Origin of the sequence: Shinella sp. JR1-6 (assembly GCF_004284735.1) — a bacterium.
Classification (GTDB): Bacteria; Pseudomonadota; Alphaproteobacteria; order Rhizobiales; family Rhizobiaceae; genus Shinella.
This window is the reverse complement of the sequence record NZ_SHMI01000039.1, coordinates 1-17,503: the sequence shown is the minus strand read 5'-3', so window position 1 is coordinate 17,503 and position 17,503 is coordinate 1. Positions and strand designations below refer to the sequence as shown.

Below are 17,503 nucleotides of genomic sequence, written 5' to 3'. Positions count from 1 at the left end.
CCGCCGTGCGAAATTATGCGCTCCAAGCGCTATTCGCTGGCATCACCCTGCACGGAAGGAAGCGCAGCGGCCAAGGCCGTCACCAGGCCGACCACCTTCCTGCGGATGGTGTGCGAGCTGATCCGTGCGAACGCCACGTTGAGGTCTCGGCCCTCGTTGGTCTCGATGAAGCTGACCAGTTCCGGCGCCGCGGCCGCCACGGCTTGGCCAGGGTCGACCGTCGAGCCCGGGAAGAAATAAGCGGGCGGCACGCCGAAGGTTTCCGCAATCATCGCGAGACGACTCGAACTCACCCGGTTGGTGCCCTTTTCATATTTCTGGATCTGCTGGAAGGTGACGCCGAGCCGGTCGGCCAAGGTATTCTGGCTCATACCGGCCAGCCGGCGCTGCGCCTTGATCTTGCCGCCGACTTCGACGTCGATCGGATCGGGGATCTTCGCCATTCAATTTCCCCCGATCGTCTCGATGATGTCGTAAGCCTTGGCTCGTTGCCTGGGATAGTTCCCGGTCAACATCAGAAGCCGCGGCTCCTATTGGTCCCACCTGTTTGTTCCATTGAACAACGTAATGTAGCCGCCAGCAGCTCGGCCAGCACGGCGTGACTACGGAGAGACTCCTGATCTTGCGGGCAGGACAATATCGTTGATATTAGCGTTGCCGGAACCTCTTCGGCAAACGATTTAGTGTGCTCGGAAGGGACACGGATCGAAGGCCAAGAATGAACGAAATCAATCGTATAGGGATTCTGAAAAAGGGATTGACGCTCGGAAGCAGCGCGTGACTGCTTCGCTCGTGAGTCTAGGCGATCACGCGGCGCGGTGCAAACATTCAGAGTAGAAAGTCTAAATGAATTCAGTCCGAAGATGCTGAAAGTGGTTCCGCCGATAGGCACCCGGCGATATGGCTGGATTTCGCGAAGAGGGAAACGAACAGTGGGTTGTGCTGCGCCGAGGGAGAGTAAACGCCATGGATGAGACCACCGAGACGATGACGATCTCAAACCGGAGCGATTTTGCCCTTTGGGCCATCGAGCGGGCGAAGGCGATTGTCGCCGAAGAGGGCGGCAACCTTGCGATCGCCACCCGAGACAAGGGCGACGATGAGGTCGCCGCCTCGGCCAATGCGCTTGGCCAGGCCATCGTCAACGCCCTCCTGGAAGTCTTCGACGGCTTGATGGAGGAATAGGAACGCGCCTACCGTTCGGCTCCGTCCCGGTCGTTGCCGCGCTGGCGCTCCTGTTCCGCCTGCCGAAGGATTTGCTGACGCTGCTCGTCCTGGGCAGCCTTCGACGCGCCGGTCTGTTCCCGCGCCGCGCGGGACGCGCGACCGGCGGCAATTGCCTGCTGCTGGGCGGCAATCGCGGGATCGACGGTTGCCGGCGCTGGCCGGTCCTGGGTGCGCGCCTCGTCGACGCGCGCCGCCGGCGGCGTGCCCCCTCCCCCCGCTGTGTCGTTGACAGAGCGCATCTGCTGCATCTGGATGTCACGGCGCTGTTCTTCGAACAGCGCGGAGATTTCCTTGCGCATCTCATCGACCGCTTGACGCTCCGCGCTGCTGTCGACCATCGTCTCCAGGCGGTCCATGGACTTGTTCGCCCGCGAGACGCGCTCGTCGAACTGTTCCAACGATAGGGGCATGGCCTTTTCCTTCTGCTGTTGAATGGTCGCGATCAGGGTCTTGAATTCCGCCAAGGGCTCCTTCCGCGGCGCGCCGGACCGCTCGGCCAAGGCATCGAATTTCTGCTGCAGCCAAGGCGACGGCGCACCATGCTTGGCGGAGCCCGCCGCCTGGATGACGACGGCGGCGCGCAATCCATGCGCCAGCAACCGCGCCTGGAAATCTCGGGTCACCGAACGTGTCTCGGAACCAGGGCCAGTCTCGTCGTTCTGCCTGGCCAGCTCGCGCTCGATCTTGCTGACGCTCACGGTGGTGGGCGCCAGAATCTGGACGGACTTGCCCTCGGCCGAAATCAACTTGGCCTCGACGCCAATGGCCCCCTCGACGATCACCGCCATCGTCTCGCGCTGAATGGACTGTTCGACGTCCAACCGGAGGAGAACGTAGCCGCTGGCCCGAGCAGCAGTATTCGGTGCTTGGGCGGTGGCCGCGGCTGCGAACCGGTCGGCCGCCGCAATCACGGAAGGCTCTGCGACGGCCCGCTTCAGGGCGCTCGCGGTCGCCTGCCATTTCGGGGCAAGCGCGAGGTTGCCATTCGTGAGCGACGCACGGTCGACGACGCCAGCGCGCTTTCGCTCGACGCGATTGATGACAGCCGTCGTCTTGAGATAGCGAGGATCCTGTCTGCCGCGTTCATAGGCGCCGGCCTGCGCCTGACTATAAGCCCGCGTCGCGGCTACATCCGCGCGACGAGTGGCGACCATGGCAATGCCTTGCTCCCGCGCCTTTGCCGCGAAGCGCTCGCGCCATTCGTACAGCTCCGGTTTGGTGAGCCGCAGCGCCTTGCCGACATCGTCGCGCGCCGAGATCATCGCATGGATATGAACATGGCCGGTTTCCGGGTGATGCGCCGTAATCCAACGATGGCCGGCGACCTGCTCGCCGAGGAAATCCCGCACGGCGCGGGTCATCGCCTCTGGATCGGTCCCGGCCCGCGCCGAGAAGATAATGTGGAAAGCGTTGCGCGGCTCGACGGTGCGAATGTGCGAAGACCAGGAGCGCCAGATGCCGTCGGCTTTTTCCTTGACGCTGGAGCCGGACTTGGCCCGATCGCCTTCGCTGGTGGTGATGGCCTTCTCCGTACGCAGGAACTTTTCGAGGAAGTAACGGCCGGATTTCTCCGAGACGGCTGCACCGAGAATGCGGACCTCGGCCGACAAGCCGGCGTCGGCCAGCCGGCGCGCGAAATCGGACTCTGCATTTTCCACGGCGCGCGCCGGCCCCTCGCCTTTCTCGCGTGCCTTCAGCGCGCCGGCGATCTTCTTCGCCGGCAGATCGGTCACCGCATAGATCGAGACCTTGCCGTCCGGATGCCGGGAATAGAGGAAGGGCTTCGACCCGAAGGCGGCGTTCAGGGCATCGTGGAGCGTGTCGTCGTCGACCTCATCGGAAAGGGTGATGGAAAAGGTCGCGAGCGCGTTGACCGCATAGGCATCGCGAAAATCCGCGCCCCACTCCGCGAGCGCGGCGGCGCGCTCTTCGCGGCTGGTGATGGCAAGGCCATCCTGATCGTAAACCGGGATATCCACCTTGCCCTTCTCGCCGTTTTCGTTCTCGACTTCCCGCGTGCCGAGATAGGTCATCAGACCCGCGGCCGACGCCCGGCTCGATACGGTCGACGTCACCTTGATCACCACCGACTGCGCACCGGCGGCGATCGCCGCGCGGCTCGCCGTCTCCGCTTTGGACCTCTCCTTCGCTGCGCCCCGCGCGCTCAGAGGACGGGCGACACGCGGCGCGGCTGCAAAGGACGCCCCGCCCCCTCCCCCGCCGGCCGACTTCTTCAGCTCGTCATCATCCCCCCTCTGGTCGCCGGCACCCAAAGCTCCGACCAGTTCAATGACGCCCTGTTGCGATGACAGCGGCGCTTGCAGGATCGACGCGATTGTCGGCTCGCTTCTCGACACGGCGCCAGGGTGCGCCTTGCTCGCGATGCCCTTGGCTACAAATCGGTGCGGCGGCTCCCCGCCCGACAGGGCGACCCCGATCGCGCGCCGGCGACGCAGCTCCTCTTCCTGGTCGATCAACGAGGTGGCGCGGCGGGCGGAAAAAGCCTCGATCTCACCAAGCAGTCCGGACCAGTCATGCGCCACGGCCAGCTCCCCTCCGCTCCTTGCGGCTGATCCGCAGCATCAGATCGACGTCGGCGCGCAGCCGGAACACGCCATCGAGGAGGGTGCGCAGGGCCGCGTCGAGACGCGGTTCGTAACCGACGCGACCCTCGTTCATCGCCCGGACCGCCTGGTTGAGGTTGATGCCGATGCGCCGCAGCTCCTCGTTCGTCCCCCGCAGGGCGTCGGCCTCGGCTGGCCCGACCGGGAGCGGAAGGCCCGCCTGTTCGCGAAACAGCAGCCGGATGACGTCGCTGGCGGTGCGCCCTTCCTCGCACAGCGTGGCGAGCGCATCGCGCTCCTCTGGCTGCAGTCGGACCCTCAGCACCTCGCTCCGCATCATTTCCTTCCCGCTTGCCAGGTTGCCGGAGGCGACCCGGAGCGCCAGAGGCGCGAAACACTGCCCTGCCGGAGGCGGGGCGACGTCGAGTTTGTACCACAAACTTGACTATCCTGCCACAGAAAACTAAACTATATTTTACTCAACATACACAGCACCAGACAGACAGGCGCTCTCGACCCACCCGACACGACCGGCGCCTATCCCAAAGCGTCTCCCCATGGACAATTGCCCGTTACCCGCGCTCTGGTTAACAGTGTCCTCGCGGTCAATTGGCAATTTCCCATTAACAACGGTTAGTTACCAACGGGCAATTGCTCATTATCAACGGTCAATTGATGATTGCCCCTTCACCGTTGCCCGTTGTCGGTGGGCAGTCATTAATCGTCAATCAACAATGGACAATGAGCAACGGGTAATGATTTCGTTGCGGAACGAGAGCAAGAGAATTAATTATAGTTTATCACAATGAAGGAGCCACCATGATTGTCACCATCGCCAACCCGAAGGGCGGGACCGGAAAGACCACGCTCGTCCGGGCGCTGTCAGGCACCGCCGCCCATGCCGGCAACGACGTCTTCCTCATCGATGCCGACAGCCGGGCGAACACAATGCGCTGGGTCACCATGTCGAAGCAGATGAACATCTGGCCGGACCGGCTGGAAGCGGAAAGCTGCCTCGACCCGAACCGGATCTACAAGATGGCGCTGGAGCGCCAATTCGAAGGAAAGATCGTCTTCATCGATATTGAGGGAACCACGAACGAAAACCTATTCGCCGGTCTCTATTGCGCCGACATCGTTCTGATCCCGCTGCAGACGACCCAGGACGATGTGGTGGCCGGAATGCAGCTCGCGCTGAACCACATCCCCGTGGTCGAAGAAGACCAGAAGCGCAAGCTGCCGGCGCTAATCGTCATCAACCAACACGATCTCGTCACGGGCCGGGCCAAGGCCCATGAACCGCTGCGCGAAATCCTGCGGGAAAGCGGCGTCGCCCTTTCGTCGCAGCCGATCGCGCGGCGTGCCGCCTATCAGTCGATCGGCGCCGCCGGCACGCTGCAGACCGCCGCGAAATCCGATCCAAAGGCAATCGCCGAGATGGAAACGCTACTCGGCGAGCTGCTCACCCTCTACAGGTCGACGGCGAAAGAGGCTCTGCTATGAGCGAAGGATCGGACAACAAGAATCTCGTCCTCGGATTGATCTCGACCGGCCGAGACCGGCCATCCGTCCGCGAAAAGCCCATGGCCTCTCCTCCCCCGGCGAAAACCGACGATGATGGCGGCGCATTGCCAATAGCGGCGGCTGGCAGGACTCAATTCCGCGATCTGGTCGCCAAGGGCGAAAGCCGCGATCCCATTGCCGGTAAGCGTTTCCGCGACACCGAGAAGGTTACGACCGGCATCCATATCCGCGCCGAGGTCCACAAGAAGCTGAAGATCCTCGCCGCGATCGAGCGGCGCAAGTTCAACAGCTACATCGAGGAAGCCATCGATGACTATCTGCTGAAGATCGCGGATCGGATCCCCGACATTTCCTGAAACGGCTGAGAAGCGGGCGATCATGCGCTTCGCTTCTCGCCTCCGCCATTCGCCCTGAGCGCGGCCATCAGCATCGGCCCAAGGCCGAATTCGCCGCGCGCCGCCTTGCGGGTGAGATCGCGCAGGTAGCCGCCGGGGGAAGTGATGTGTTCGGCGCGCTCGAGGATGCAGGCGACGGCAACCGCGGCGTTTTCCGGCCCCATCACCTCGCAAGCCTCCTGATAGGCCGACGGACTAACGCCCAGCATCGATCGGACCAGGACAGCGGCAGCCATCAGGTCGCGCCAGCTCTCAATTCGGCCGCCGGGCATGTAATCGGCGATCTGTGGGCACGCCCTCAACACCATCGGTAACGCGAAAGCCTTTAGCGGCTCGGTGATCCGTTTCGGTTTCTGGCTCGGCATCTCGCCCTGCTCTTTTTCAGAGCGAGGTTCAAGTTCATGTAAGGATTCGGGTTTTGAATTCTGTATGTGACATCCGTCATGGCTGTCATTGACGCCCGTTTTTTCTGCTTTTACCTGAATTTCCAAGCGGTTGATGATTTCCTCACGCAAAAGTTCCATTTCTTCGAGCGCCGCGTCGATATCTTCACGCCGAGGAGAGCGCGGAAGGCGGGCCATCAGGCCGATGAATATGGCTTCGATCGTCGCCCAATCGCCATCCGCGCCCTCTTCCATAGCGGCCGAGATGAGCTTACGGACATCACGACGGCACAGGGACAAGGCTTCCTTAGCGCGCTTGAAGCGAAGGCGCTCCGCGGCGACCTGTTGTGCGAGGTTCGCAAGCTCGGCGGCACGGGCAAGCAAGGGCGCAAGGCTGAAGCCATAGGCGGCCTCGATCTCCCCTCCCCTGCCCCGGTGTGCGTAGCGCTTGCCGTTCGGGCTGTCGCGACGCTCGATCAAGCCGGCGTCCACAAGGGCGGCGAGATGCCGGCGCAAAGTCGTGCCGGCAATGCCGTGAGCCCGCAGGGACAACTGGCTGTTCGACGGGAACACGACCAAGCCGCCGCTTTCATCGCAAAGTTCGTCGCTCGGATAGAAGCTGAGCAGCGCCTGCAGCACCGTGATTGAACGGTCCTGCAAGGCGAAGATGTCCTTCGTCTCGCTGATGTCGTTGAAGACTTTCCATTTGTTGACCGCCTTGCTCGGGCCGCGATCAGCCGTTTCGAGCTGGCCTTTCACCAAGGCAAGCGTCATCGGCCGCCCGTGGGGCGTTGTTACACGTCCTATCTGCATTTTCCTTCACCTCTCAAAAGGCAAAAGAAATCCACTCACCAAAACGGCGCCAAAGACTCTTGACTGTGATTCGTGGAAATGCGATTCTCGATCTTGCTACAGAATACGAGGAAGGCTTCCACGGGTTACCGATTGGGGGCCTTTTTCTTTTGCGGTTCGATCCTTTCCATCCAGTCCTACGTCAAAACACCAAAACCTATCAGCTCTCCATCGAAGCCTGATACTCGCGATGAAGCTGCTCAAGTTTGCCGATCACATAATCGCCGAAAGCCGGCGCGGTTTTCTCATCGAAACTCACATTGAGGGTCTTGGCAGATCGCTGCACCGTCGCAAGCCTCTGCCCGCTTTGTGACTTGATCGTCTCGGATTTGCTCCCCTTGCGCTTTGCGGTGAGTGCGTCCATCACCTGCGCAAAGCGGTCATCGGTATCAGCCGCACGGAATTCCCGGCTCTGAAGAAGAGCGTCAAGGGCCTTGGGCTTGCTTGCGGCGAGCTTCTCTGCCAATCCCATCCAGCGCGGCCGCCCGGCTTTTGGGGCTGGGCCGATTGCCTCGATGATCGGCCTGGGTACGGAATGAGCTACGCTCATGAGCTTCGAGAGCTGCGTTTTTTCCATCCCCAACGCAGTCATAATCACCTGGCGGTCGAACCCTCGCTCTTCGAGAGCAACAGCAAACAGGCCACGCTCGATATAGCTAAGGTCCGTCCGGGATGCGTTTTCCTGACCTTGCGCAACAACCAACTCTTCATCGGAAAGGTATTGTACGACCGCCTTGACGGGGCGACTGAGCGTTGCCGCTACACGCACACGCCTATGGCCAAACACGATCTGGTATCGGTCAGCCTTTTCAGGATGCGGCCGCAACAAGACCGGGCTCCTCTGGCCGGACTGGCGGATCGCTTCAAGCAGTTCCTTGAACCCCTCACCGTCATCCGGGAGACGATCGGCCACAAATGAGCTGTCGATCTTATCTGGGGAAATATCGACAACCGCTGCTCCCTCTGCGATCAGAGCACGCGCCTGATCGGCGGCACTCACGATATTGCCGAGCGATCGGCCCATCGCGCCAACCGCACCGGATCGGATGTGCTGAAGTTTCTTCTCCGGTGCCATTTCCGCTTCCTGCTCGTCGACTTCGGAGTTGCCATGTGGCAACTCGCTGTCTCGCCTGGAAAGCATAGCTTTGAGCGTATCCTTGCGGCTCATGTCGCCCTCCCCCAAGCCTGCTTCATCAGGCTCTCGATTTCCCCATTGACGGCGTCGAGCGACTCGATCGCTCTGTCATATGTCGTCTTGGCAAAATTCTCGCGGCCGACCTCGTATAGGGACTGCTTCGACAACCCAGCGTCGGAAATCGCCGTCGATTTCAACATCGTGTTGGTGAGCACCCTTTCGCGAAAAAGCGACCGCATGAAACCAACCATCTGCGCCTGGGGACCATCAGACGGTTCGTAGCGCGTAACGACATAGCGGATGAAGTCGTAGTCGAGATCCCCGCCGGCGTCCTGCACCACACCGAGGAGGTCAGAGGTCATGAGGAGAAACTGGCACATCGACATGACGTCCAGCATCTGCGGATGGGCAGTGATCAACAATCCCGTGGATGCGCAAAGCGCGCCGAGTGTCAGAAAGCCGAGTTGGGGCGGGCAATCGAGTACCATCACGTCGTATCGGTCCTCCACGGAACCAAGCGCCGATGCAACGCGCCCAAAAAAGGGCTCCGTGGAACGCTCTGCAAGCGCTCGCGGAGTATCGTGCTCATATTCCATAAGCTCCAGATTGCCCGGAACAAGATCAAGCCCGGTGAAGTAGGTGGGCTTGATAATCTCCGCGAGGGGGCGCCGTTTTTCGTCGTAACGGATTGCGGCGTACATGGTCTCGTTCGCCTCGACGTCATATTCGGGCTGATATCCATGCAGGGCAGTCATGGAGGCTTGCGGATCGAGGTCGACAGCCAGAACCCGATATCCTTGGAGCGCGAGATATTGGGCGAGATGAGCAGCAGTGGTCGTCTTCCCGCTTCCGCCTTTGAAATTGACGACGGCCATGACTTGGCAATGCTCGCCCGACCGACGCCGGGGAATGTAATTCTTGCTCTTGGAATTTTCGTCCAGGACGGCACGAATCTGGTTAATCTGGTCAAGGCTGTACCATCGTCTGCCGCCAGAACCGATACTGGGCTGAGGCCCCTTACCGCTCAAGGAAAGCTGACGAAGGTAGGCATCGCCGATGCCGATGAGTTTCGCAGATTCCACGGAGGAAAAGGACCGGAGCGTCTTTTTCGACACCGGTGGGAAAAGCGCTTTGCGCATGGCAAGTAGCTCTTCGGAAAGCGCAGCACCATCCCCCGCGATGACATCGGTCATCAAGGGCTTCGGTGCCTCTGTCACGGCGGCTTGACTACGAGCCTTCAACATAACTACGAAAATTCTCCAAAGTGGGCGAATAAGTCGTAGGCGAGAATGCTCCGAGTCGCAATCGTTGGCAAGGAGAATAGGGTTAACAAAACCTTAACGCGATTTGCTGATCGTCGCCATGCAATGAGCGCTCCTGTTTTCGAGGTATTTTCAGACAGAGTTGCCATGTGGCAACTCGCCAAAACGCCTGAAAATCAAGGGGTCTGCGCAGTTGCCATTACAAGCGGCCCTCAAGGGAGAGGGATAGGGGTTTGGGGAAAGGGAGGAGGGAACCGTCCCCTTTCCCCATGGGGTGGGTTCAAGGGAGGGGCTTGCCCTTCCCTTGGGGACGCGGTTTGGAGGAGGGGGCTTGCCCCTTCCTCCATTGGGGTGAGTGTTGAGAGGGGGGCTTGCCCCTCTTTCATCAGCTTGGTCGGCCGGTCGAACCGGCTGAACGGGCTCACTCGTCGAGGTAAAGGCGAAAGGCGGCCGCAGCCGCCTTTCGCCTGCATCTCAGTCCGTATCCGGTCCCCGGAGCGGATTGCGCTCCGGATCTTCGATGCCATCGCAGTCATACGCCATCGCATCGACCACCGCCCTGATCTCGCAGATGCCAATCCTTGTGCGACCCTGCGCAACAAGGATGCTCACCGCAGTCTCGTTTGCCTCAATCGCCCTGATCGCATCTTCCATGTCGTCATGGGGGCCGAGGTTTTCGATGGCGATCACGTCACCGTCCTCGTCGTAGCCGCCGTGAAGATACATCGGTGCGTCGGCCAGCCGCTCCGCAGCGCGCTCCGCCTCGTGGATAAGCCGGAAGCCTTCTTTCCGCTCCCTCCAGTATTGCGCGCTACCGCCGTCGATAACGGTGATTTTCCGGTCTGTCATAGAAGCCTCCTTTTCGCTCTGACGAAAAGGAGCCCGCATTGGCGACCCAAGCAGTCAAGGAATCGCGAAGCGACCGCCGAAGGCGGTGGGTGGGGGAGCCGAAATGCGTCAGCATTTTGGGGGAACCGCCCATCCTTTACGGCGCAGGGGCGCATGCGACACTCGGAATTCAGAGAGAGAGAGAGATAAGCCCACGGCCGCGGTCAGGGGCCGTGTCCGTATGGGCCGGGGAGGTTTGGAGGGGGTGGTCCACCCCCTCCATGGGTAGGGGGTTTGAAGGGGGCGGGGCTCTGCCCTGCCCCCTCATGGGGGAGAGATTGAGAGGGGCCGGCCAGCCCCCCTCTCAAAGAAGTTCCGGCCGGTCAATCCGGTCGGGGCTTCTAGCCTGTACCCTGCAATTCACAACAGACGCAGTTGCCCATTCCTCTCAATAACCGGCGCGGATGTCGCTTGCTTCGGCGCGGCGGGGCCACCGGCGACCACCGCAGCCCGGTGCGGTACGGCAACAGAAGGAGCCGCCTCCGGTTGCCCCCCGGCGTTTTCTCTTGCGTGCCGAAGCTTGGCCGACCATCCGCCCATGACATGGGCCATCGTGTGCCATTCCTCCCGAAACCGCATTGCCAGGCTGTCGCCCACGATGACGGTCGCCGGAATGTGCAGGAGCGAGAATTGGATATAGGCCATGTGGACGGCGCGCGGGTCGATGTCCACGGCGGTCACATGAAGAAGCTGCTGGTAATTGAAGCCCGCTTCAAGGATGGCTTCGGCCAGAGCGACAATCATTGCGCCGCTCCCTACGGCGGGTTCCTGCGCAAGCATGAAGCCGCGCTTGGCAATCGCCTGCTGCATGTCCTCGGCGCTCCCGGCGATGATGCGGGCCATCAATTGGCAGATGGGATACGGCGTGAAGAATTGCCCCCTCGCCTTGTTGTGCAATTCGAGCGCATGGAACGTCATGCCCAGGATGTCCTGCGGCTTTTCCTCCAGCGCCATGACCACTTCACCGAATATTTTCGAGAATATCGCCATGGTTTCGCTCCCGTATTTTCGAGCGATTTCGACATAGCGAGCCTCGCGCTTCTCGAAGTTTGCCTGATCAACGGCATTGCTCATGGATATGGCGGAGCATTCGCACCAGTCGCCAAAGACGGTGTAGAGGTCATGCTTGTAGCGGCAGGTTTCAAACAGCTTGACGATGGAATTGAGACGGGGGGAGGTCATGGGATCACCTATCCGGGCCGCAGGGCGCACGTCGCCAATCGCCGGGGCGATGCCCGGCGTTTCGTTGCGGCTTGTTTTGGGAATTCAGCGGGGGGAACAGGCCGCGCCGGAGACTGGCGCGACCTGCCGCAACCGATTACTCGGCTGCTTCGGGGAACTGCTGGTGTTCGGCGTTCGGCTTGTCCTCGATGTCGAACGGGCAAACGCCGTCATCTTCGCCATCGGCCTCCGTCATCCGCTCGCGCTCCTGCTCGGCCGTGAGAGCAATCCGCACCGGCGCGGGCAGCCATCCGGTTCCGGTGATCTTCCGTTCGGCATATTCCACGGCTTTCGCCTTCTCCATGCCGGGAACGCCGAGCGCGTAATCCTCGCCAGCGGCTTCGGTGACCGCCTGCTTGATCCCGATCTTGCTGATCCGGCCGAAGTAGTTTTCGCCGGTCGGTTCGTACCACTGCGTCATGTCGATCTTGAGGGCCTGTGCCAGCCGTTCGGCATGGGCGCGCTGCGACTTCCGCTCATAGTGCGGGTGTTGCACGGCATTGACGGACTTTGCCGCCGCATAGGCCAGGAGGTCGAGGAGCGTTGACGTCGGCTGCTCAAGGCACCATTCCAGAAGATCGCTCGGCTTGCCCGGAATGGTATGCCCGTAGTTTTCCTTGAGTTCGTCCAGCGCCACGATGCCCTTGCACTCCGCTGGATTGGCAATGCTGTTTTCCAGCCTTTCGCTTTTCACCGTTACCTCAAGGGACGTGTACTCATTGCCGCCGTAGTTGCCGAAGAGGTTCACCAGCATGGCATGCACCACGACGGCGAGGGCGACGTCCGGATTATGCGCAAGCTCGGCCCGGATGGCGGCGGTCTTCTGCGCCGTAAGCTCCTGCACAAGCAGGGCAGGTATTTTGAACGTCGGTTCGGGGCGCTGTTCGGGCTGCTGCGCAACCGTCATCTCACCTGCTTCCGTCTCCTCGTTATCGCCTTCGGCGCTTTCGTCGCCGTCTTCCCCCTCGTCTCCGGCCTCGACTTCATCATCGGGCCGGACAAGACCGCGCTCGATTTCGACGTTGCCGTAATAGTCCATCGTGACATAGCAACCGGCCTTGGCGATGTCCTCCGAGGTGTAGGCTTCCTGCGCCGTCGATAGAACCGCCAGCCTCGCCCGAATGGTTTCGATGCGCGGCTCGGCCTCGCCGTCGGCCACCCCTGCCTCGATCTGCTCCGCCAGCTCGTCATGTTCGTCTTCCAGCCGTTCCTCCTCGGCCTGTTCGTCGTCTGTCAACGGAACGTCGGTGGGATAAACCCGGTGCATGCGATGGGCTTCGTCCGGGATGACCGGCACGACCTCCACCCATTTCCAGCCTTCCCGGCGAACTGTTTCGGCCTCGGCTTCAAGCCGGTCGCCGACAAGCTTTTCGACAAGAGCGACGTCTAGCGCGTAGCCGCCGTTCTGCTCATCGAAGAGATCGCGCTTGACGGCTCCACCAGCGGCTTCATAGGCGTCGAGCCCGCCGATGAATTTCACGCGCTTGTCCGTGGCCTTTAAGGCTTCGCCTTGCAGAGCCGCACGAATGGCGCGGTGATCGCAATTCCACGACGGCAAGCTATTCCAGACTTCCACCTGCCTTTCGTGATCGCCGGACACGGTGAAGGCGGTAAGCTGCTGGAAGCTGATATTTTCGTTGCGGTAAAGTTCGAGCAGGGCAGGGGCGACACGGCCCAGGGCGAGGCGCTTGCGCACCATGACTTCGGTGGTGCCGAAACGGGCGGCGATATCCTCGACGGACTTTCCGGCATCGGCCATGACGCGGAACGCCTCATATTCATCGACCGGGTGCATGGCTTCCCGCTGCGTGTTTTCGATGAGGCTGATTTCGGTCGCCTCGGCGGCGCTGCGCTCCTTGCATTCGACCGCGAAATCCTTCGCAATCTCGCCCGCCTCGGCCAGAAGGTCGAGCGCGGCATGGCGCCGACCGCCGGCTGTCACGAAGAAGCGACCCCGTTTGTCGCCTTTGCGGACGACGAGGTTCTGCAGAATACGGTAGCCGTCACCGCGAATGGTCGCGGCCAGCTCCTCGATGCCTTCCTTGCTATAGGTCTTGCGCACGTTCAGAGGGTCGCGGTCCAGCTTGTTGAGCGCCACCATGATGGTTTCGGTTCCTGCATTGGTATCGGTCATTGTCGGTCTCCTTGGTTTCCCGTTTCCCGAAGGGGAAGCCCCCTTGGGCGAAGCCTCCCCGGTCTTTCCGGGGGAATGGCCTCTGACATTCCCCCGGACAGAGGGGGGAGGGCGCAGCCCGCCCCACGGCGGCGGTCGTTCGGGTCAAGGGGTCGTGGCGGGGAAAAAACGGAAGGTTCGGCGCGCAGCGGTGAAAGCCGTTTTTTTTCCGACGCGACAAGCGGCTTGCCGCGCCTGCCCCTTGATCCGGGCGGCCGGCGATGTCAGGGGCGAGACAAACAAAGCGGCCCGGAACGGGCCTCGCTCGCGGGCGCGCAGCGCCCGTTGGACAAGCGATCGTTACCGGGATCGGCGGAGACGGCCTCCGGCTGGCTCCGTGCTCGCATAGAGCGCGGCCGACTGGGACGGGCGGTGGCCCCTCCCATCCACAGGATCACAAACGAGACGGATTGACTCTAAATCCAAAGCAGAACAAACTAGGAACATGTACCCATCCCGAGCGATTATTCCTATGCGCGTATAAGCACATGGGCCGACCCTGCTCGCCCGATATTTCTTGCGGAGCCGGCCATGCGAAAACCTGACGATATCGCGCGGCTTTACCTTGATTTCGATGGGTTTTTTGCCTCGGTCGAGCAACAGGCGGACTCTCGTCTCCGCGGCCGCCCGATCGGCGTCGTGCCGTTCGCCGGGACGGATCGCACGGCCGTCATCGCCTGCTCAAAGGAAGCCAAGGCCGCCGGCGTCAAGAACGTGATGCCGATCCGGGAGGCCAAGCAGGTCTGTCCCGACCTGATCCTCGTTCCCCAGAAGCCGGACCTCTACCGGCGCGCCCACAATGCGCTGCTCTGCGAGATCGAAACCGTCATCGCCATCGACACCGCCAAGAGCATCGACGAGCTGACCTGCGTCCTCGACGAAAGCGGCCAGCGCGACCCCGAGCTGCTGGCCGCCCAGATCAAGGCGGCGATCGCCACGAACATCGGGACGTATATCACGAGTTCGATCGGTTTCGCGGCGAACCGCCAGTTGGCGAAGATCGCGTGCAAGCGGGGCAAGGAGGAGAGCCGGCGACTGGGCAGCTATGGCAATGGCCTAGCGATCTGGAGACCGTCGGACATGCCCGCGCCGTTGCTGCGCGTCGCGCTGAAGGACATTCCGGGCGTCGGCGCAAGCATGATCGGACGGCTTGCGCGCAACAGGGTCTTCACCACCGCGGAGCTTTATGCGCTCGAAGCCAAGCACATGCGCAAGATCTGGAACAATGTGAACGGAGAGCGCCTTTGGTACGCGCTGCATGGTTATGCCATCCAGGCACTGCCGCAGAAGCGCGGCATGTTCGGGCATGGGCGCGTCCTGCCACCCGAAGGCCGGACGGTCGCCGGCGCATCCGAGATTTCCCGGCTGCTGCTGACCAAGGCGGCCCGGCGCCTGCGCCGGGAGAACTTCTATGCCGGCGGCGTCTGGCTGTGGTTGTCGGTGACGGACGGATCGTGGATGGGCAAGCACCATCTGGCCGTCGTCAACGACGACCAGGCCATCCTGTCCGCGCTGCGCTCCCTTTGGGCGCGCGTGCGCCGGGATTATCCGCGTGGCGTGACCATCTTCCGGGTCGGGGTCACTCTCTATGACCTCTCGCCGGCGGACGAACGGCAAATCGACATGCTCGACAATGACGATTCCATCAGGCGGAAATGGGAGAAGGTGAACAGTGCCGTCGACACGCTGAACACGCGCTATTCGGGCACGATCGTCAGCCTTGGCGAGTGGAAGCCGCCGGCCGGCGGCCATGCCGGCGGCAAGATCAGCTACACACGCATTCCCTCGGCCGAGGACTTCTGGTGATGGGAAACTGGAAGACGACGATCCAGGTGCGCGATCTGGCCGACGATCAAAAGCTTGAGCTGGTTTGCCGCAAATGCGGACGGCTCATCTATATCGATCGCACCATCATCTGCGCGGAGATGGACCGCTCGCAGCTCTATCTCGATGAGATCGAAGCGAAGGCGAGTTGCAAGAAGCGCGGCTGCAACGGCCGGATGCGGCTTGCCATGGTGCGGCTGAAGGAATTGAGCGGCTTCATCGGCGGTCTCGCATAGCGCATCGACGCTGCGTCGGGGGAGGGGAGGGCGCAACGCACCGGACGCGCCGCCGCGACGTGAAACGAGCAGGCGCGATCCTCGGATGATGGAGAGCATTGGAGAAATCAGCATCGCGCCGCCTGCAAGGCGGGATTTCGGGAATTCTCGTCGCGCGAGGGCGGATAGAGGGCAGCCGCAGGAGGCTCAGCATAGCGGCCCGCAGGGCGAGCCGGGACCGACTGCCCCCGCTCGCAGCGCTCCGCTTTTTTCCGGGTCGGGCAGGGGTGCTCGAGGGGTGGGGCTTCGGGGCACCCCTCGTCCTGGCCCGCGCCGCTCGATGCGGTAAGGGCCAGGCACGCTGCATGGATGGGCTGGCCCCGTCTCCCGAGCCGGCCATGCCCTCCGCGTCAAGGCCGTCAAACAAGGCGCTGGCGAATCCGGTCCTCGATTTCAAAGCTCCTCTCGCAGATATAGGCTTTGCTATAGCCTTCGGCCTTCAGCCGGACGATTTCCTTCGCTACCGCCTGCGCAAACTCCAATTCGGTCGTTTCGGTGGTTCTGTCGCGGGCAGCGCTATTCGTCGTGTTCTCCATCGGACTATTCCTCTTTGTCGTCTATCGGCGTCACGTCGCGCAATTCGATGAAAATCACCTTTTCGCTGCGTTCCTGACCGACCAGGTCGAGATTGATGTAGACGTAATCGGCGAAGGTCGGGCTGCACAATCGCCAGACGAGGCCGACGCGGCCGACGCGGCGCTCATTGCTGCCGTCGATGGATGGCGACGTGCCGGTGATGCGCACGCGCTGGCCGAGCCGGAGCTAGTTCGCCGCGCTGGCGATCATCACGGCTTTTTCCTCCGCCGTCAGCGCCTTGCGGGTCGTGCGCGCCCAAGGTGTATCGGGATCAGCGGCGAGTTGCTGGGCCTGCTCGCCCGGCGAAAGATCGTGGAGCCGGGTAATTTCATAGTCCAGCGGCCAGTCCTCCGCCTGCGGCGGCTTCGAATTCCGGTGGAAATGCTCGGTTGCTGGCGCCCCGAATATGTCCGGCTGAATGCCGGTAAGCCGGCGCTGACGCTGCGCCTTGCGATAGTCAGCGCGCCATTGGCCTTCGGGGGTCAGGATAGGGGGATCGCTTTTGCCCAACAGCCGGTCCAGTTCTTCCCGTCGTCCATGGCGGGTGCCTCCAGAAATATCACTTCGTTGGCGGGGAGGGGAGGCAGGACGGCATGGCCGCCCCGCCCGCTTCGTCGTTCAAGCCTCGGAGGCCTGCAGAACCTTCGGCGCGCTCCGGTCGAGGATGATTTCGACGCGGGCAATCTCGGCCGCGATGACACCAGGGCGCTCTGACACGACAATGACGGGGCGAAGAACCGGACGGGCAATGACGAACAGCGCGGCAACTACCTCGATGGCCTCGGTTACGTCCGCCAGCTCGCCGAGCCTGTCGGATTTCGTGACCAGAAGATTTCCGGCCAGCGGCGTGGGCGCGCCCGCGACTTCCGTGAGGCACGGCACGGTGCCACCCAGTCCGTTGTCATCCACGATAATGTCGAGACCGTTCACCCGGACGATGTCGATCATGTCGCATTTCACGAAATCCTTGATCTCGGCATAGCTGCCTTCAAGGTTGATCGTCACCGGACGAATGGTGCCTGCCATCGGCTCGATCAGGAATGCTTTGACTGCGCTCATTGTCTGTCTCCATGTTTCCCGAACTCCCGCAGGGGAGCCCCCTTGGGCGAAGCCTCCCCGGTCTTTCCGGGGAATGGCCTCTGACATTCCCCCGGACAGAGGGGGGAGGGCGCAGCCCGCCCCATGGCGGCGGTCGTTCGGGTCA

18 protein-coding genes are annotated in these 17,503 nt (G+C 62.0%); 5 read left to right on the top strand and 13 right to left on the bottom strand.

Annotated elements, in window-relative coordinates; genetic code table 11:
- Positions 1-29 precede the first annotated feature (29 nt).
- Complete coding sequence (locus EXZ48_RS31260) at positions 30-443, bottom strand: helix-turn-helix domain-containing protein (protein WP_050747111.1); 414 nt, start codon at positions 441-443, stop codon at positions 30-32.
- A gap of 523 nt (positions 444-966) precedes the next feature.
- Here EXZ48_RS31260 and EXZ48_RS31255 point away from each other — a divergent pair.
- On the top strand, positions 967-1,185 hold the full coding sequence (locus tag EXZ48_RS31255; protein WP_050746818.1) for a hypothetical protein: 219 nt from the start codon (positions 967-969) through the stop codon (positions 1,183-1,185).
- A gap of 8 nt (positions 1,186-1,193) precedes the next feature.
- Here EXZ48_RS31255 and EXZ48_RS31250 read toward each other — a convergent pair whose 3' ends face one another.
- Positions 1,194-3,770 (bottom strand): relaxase/mobilization nuclease domain-containing protein, encoded by a 2,577-nt coding sequence (locus tag EXZ48_RS31250; RefSeq protein WP_130520906.1) that lies wholly within the window; start codon positions 3,768-3,770, stop codon positions 1,194-1,196.
- Positions 3,760-4,230: a plasmid mobilization relaxosome protein MobC gene (locus EXZ48_RS31245; protein WP_130520905.1), complete on the bottom strand. Its 471-nt coding sequence runs from the start codon at positions 4,228-4,230 to the stop codon at positions 3,760-3,762. Before EXZ48_RS31245 ends, EXZ48_RS31250 begins: the two co-directional genes overlap by 11 nt.
- A gap of 380 nt (positions 4,231-4,610) precedes the next feature.
- Here EXZ48_RS31245 and EXZ48_RS31240 point away from each other — a divergent pair, with 380 nt between their 5' ends.
- Together EXZ48_RS31240 and EXZ48_RS31235 are read left to right on the top strand one after the other, a co-directional pair.
- Complete coding sequence (locus EXZ48_RS31240; RefSeq protein WP_130520903.1) at positions 4,611-5,294, top strand: ParA family protein; 684 nt, start codon at positions 4,611-4,613, stop codon at positions 5,292-5,294.
- The gene (locus EXZ48_RS31235; protein ID WP_130520901.1) at positions 5,291-5,671 is read left to right on the top strand and encodes a hypothetical protein; all 381 of its coding nucleotides are present in this window, start codon (positions 5,291-5,293) and stop codon (positions 5,669-5,671) included. The genes EXZ48_RS31240 and EXZ48_RS31235 overlap by 4 nt, the downstream gene beginning before the upstream one ends.
- Before the next feature lie 20 nt (positions 5,672-5,691).
- Here EXZ48_RS31235 and repC read toward each other — a convergent pair whose 3' ends face one another.
- The 6 genes from repC to EXZ48_RS31205 form a co-directional block, all read right to left on the bottom strand.
- Positions 5,692-6,906, bottom strand: coding sequence for a plasmid replication protein RepC (repC, locus tag EXZ48_RS31230; protein WP_130520900.1), 1,215 nt, complete (start codon positions 6,904-6,906; stop codon positions 5,692-5,694).
- A gap of 199 nt (positions 6,907-7,105) precedes the next feature.
- The gene (gene repB / locus EXZ48_RS31225) at positions 7,106-8,113 is read right to left on the bottom strand and encodes a plasmid partitioning protein RepB (RefSeq protein ID WP_130520899.1); all 1,008 of its coding nucleotides are present in this window, start codon (positions 8,111-8,113) and stop codon (positions 7,106-7,108) included.
- On the bottom strand, positions 8,110-9,273 hold the full coding sequence (repA, locus tag EXZ48_RS31220; protein ID WP_245462413.1) for a plasmid partitioning protein RepA: 1,164 nt from the start codon (positions 9,271-9,273) through the stop codon (positions 8,110-8,112). Before repA ends, repB begins: the two co-directional genes overlap by 4 nt.
- Positions 9,274-9,816: 543 nt before the next feature.
- Positions 9,817-10,191 carry a hypothetical protein gene (locus tag EXZ48_RS31215; RefSeq protein ID WP_130520895.1) on the bottom strand — a complete coding sequence of 125 codons (375 nt, stop codon included), beginning with the start codon at positions 10,189-10,191 and terminating at the stop codon, positions 9,817-9,819.
- Between the two features lie 399 nt (positions 10,192-10,590).
- Complete coding sequence (locus EXZ48_RS31210; RefSeq protein WP_130520893.1) at positions 10,591-11,412, bottom strand: N-6 DNA methylase; 822 nt, start codon at positions 11,410-11,412, stop codon at positions 10,591-10,593.
- A gap of 136 nt (positions 11,413-11,548) precedes the next feature.
- A complete protein-coding gene (locus tag EXZ48_RS31205) occupies positions 11,549-13,585 on the bottom strand; it encodes a ParB N-terminal domain-containing protein (protein ID WP_130520891.1) in 2,037 nt (678 codons plus the stop codon).
- A 570-nt stretch (positions 13,586-14,155) separates the two neighbouring features.
- Here EXZ48_RS31205 and EXZ48_RS31200 point away from each other — a divergent pair.
- Together EXZ48_RS31200 and EXZ48_RS31195 are read left to right on the top strand one after the other, a co-directional pair.
- The gene (locus tag EXZ48_RS31200; RefSeq protein ID WP_130520890.1) at positions 14,156-15,430 is read left to right on the top strand and encodes a type VI secretion protein ImpB; all 1,275 of its coding nucleotides are present in this window, start codon (positions 14,156-14,158) and stop codon (positions 15,428-15,430) included.
- Positions 15,430-15,684 (top strand): hypothetical protein, encoded by a 255-nt coding sequence (locus tag EXZ48_RS31195; RefSeq protein WP_130520888.1) that lies wholly within the window; start codon positions 15,430-15,432, stop codon positions 15,682-15,684. The genes EXZ48_RS31200 and EXZ48_RS31195 overlap by 1 nt, the downstream gene beginning before the upstream one ends.
- Positions 15,685-16,082: 398 nt before the next feature.
- Here EXZ48_RS31195 and EXZ48_RS35105 read toward each other — a convergent pair whose 3' ends face one another.
- From EXZ48_RS35105 to EXZ48_RS31180, 4 genes are all read right to left on the bottom strand, one after another.
- Positions 16,083-16,259: a hypothetical protein gene (locus EXZ48_RS35105; protein ID WP_165909487.1), complete on the bottom strand. Its 177-nt coding sequence runs from the start codon at positions 16,257-16,259 to the stop codon at positions 16,083-16,085.
- 4 nt (positions 16,260-16,263) lie between these two features.
- Positions 16,264-16,467, bottom strand: a complete 204-nt coding sequence (locus EXZ48_RS31190; protein WP_130520886.1) for a hypothetical protein — start codon at positions 16,465-16,467, stop codon at positions 16,264-16,266.
- An 18-nt stretch (positions 16,468-16,485) separates the two neighbouring features.
- Positions 16,486-16,809: a hypothetical protein gene (locus EXZ48_RS31185; protein ID WP_130520884.1), complete on the bottom strand. Its 324-nt coding sequence runs from the start codon at positions 16,807-16,809 to the stop codon at positions 16,486-16,488.
- 108 nt (positions 16,810-16,917) lie between these two features.
- Positions 16,918-17,358 (bottom strand): hypothetical protein, encoded by a 441-nt coding sequence (locus EXZ48_RS31180; protein ID WP_130520882.1) that lies wholly within the window; start codon positions 17,356-17,358, stop codon positions 16,918-16,920.
- Positions 17,359-17,503 lie beyond the last annotated feature (145 nt).

Bases quoted from the DNA above. Each gene is read 5' to 3' on its own strand.
- EXZ48_RS31260 (WP_050747111.1), bottom strand. From the start codon at position 443: ATGGCGAAGATCCCCGATCCGATCGACGTCGAAGTCGGCGGCAAGATC.
- EXZ48_RS31255 (WP_050746818.1), top strand. From the start codon at position 967: ATGGATGAGACCACCGAGACGATGACGATCTCAAACCGGAGCGATTTT.
- EXZ48_RS31240 (WP_130520903.1), top strand. From the start codon at position 4,611: ATGATTGTCACCATCGCCAACCCGAAGGGCGGGACCGGAAAGACCACG.
- EXZ48_RS31235 (WP_130520901.1), top strand. From the start codon at position 5,291: ATGAGCGAAGGATCGGACAACAAGAATCTCGTCCTCGGATTGATCTCG.
- repC (WP_130520900.1), bottom strand. From the start codon at position 6,906: ATGCAGATAGGACGTGTAACAACGCCCCACGGGCGGCCGATGACGCTT.
- repB (WP_130520899.1), bottom strand. From the start codon at position 8,113: ATGAGCCGCAAGGATACGCTCAAAGCTATGCTTTCCAGGCGAGACAGC.
- repA (WP_245462413.1), bottom strand. From the start codon at position 9,273: ATGACCGATGTCATCGCGGGGGATGGTGCTGCGCTTTCCGAAGAGCTA.
- EXZ48_RS31215 (WP_130520895.1), bottom strand. From the start codon at position 10,191: ATGACAGACCGGAAAATCACCGTTATCGACGGCGGTAGCGCGCAATAC.
- EXZ48_RS31210 (WP_130520893.1), bottom strand. From the start codon at position 11,412: ATGACCTCCCCCCGTCTCAATTCCATCGTCAAGCTGTTTGAAACCTGC.
- EXZ48_RS31205 (WP_130520891.1), bottom strand. From the start codon at position 13,585: ATGACCGATACCAATGCAGGAACCGAAACCATCATGGTGGCGCTCAAC.
- EXZ48_RS31200 (WP_130520890.1), top strand. From the start codon at position 14,156: ATGCGAAAACCTGACGATATCGCGCGGCTTTACCTTGATTTCGATGGG.
- EXZ48_RS31195 (WP_130520888.1), top strand. From the start codon at position 15,430: ATGGGAAACTGGAAGACGACGATCCAGGTGCGCGATCTGGCCGACGAT.
- EXZ48_RS35105 (WP_165909487.1), bottom strand. From the start codon at position 16,259: ATGGAGAACACGACGAATAGCGCTGCCCGCGACAGAACCACCGAAACG.
- EXZ48_RS31180 (WP_130520882.1), bottom strand. From the start codon at position 17,358: ATGAGCGCAGTCAAAGCATTCCTGATCGAGCCGATGGCAGGCACCATT.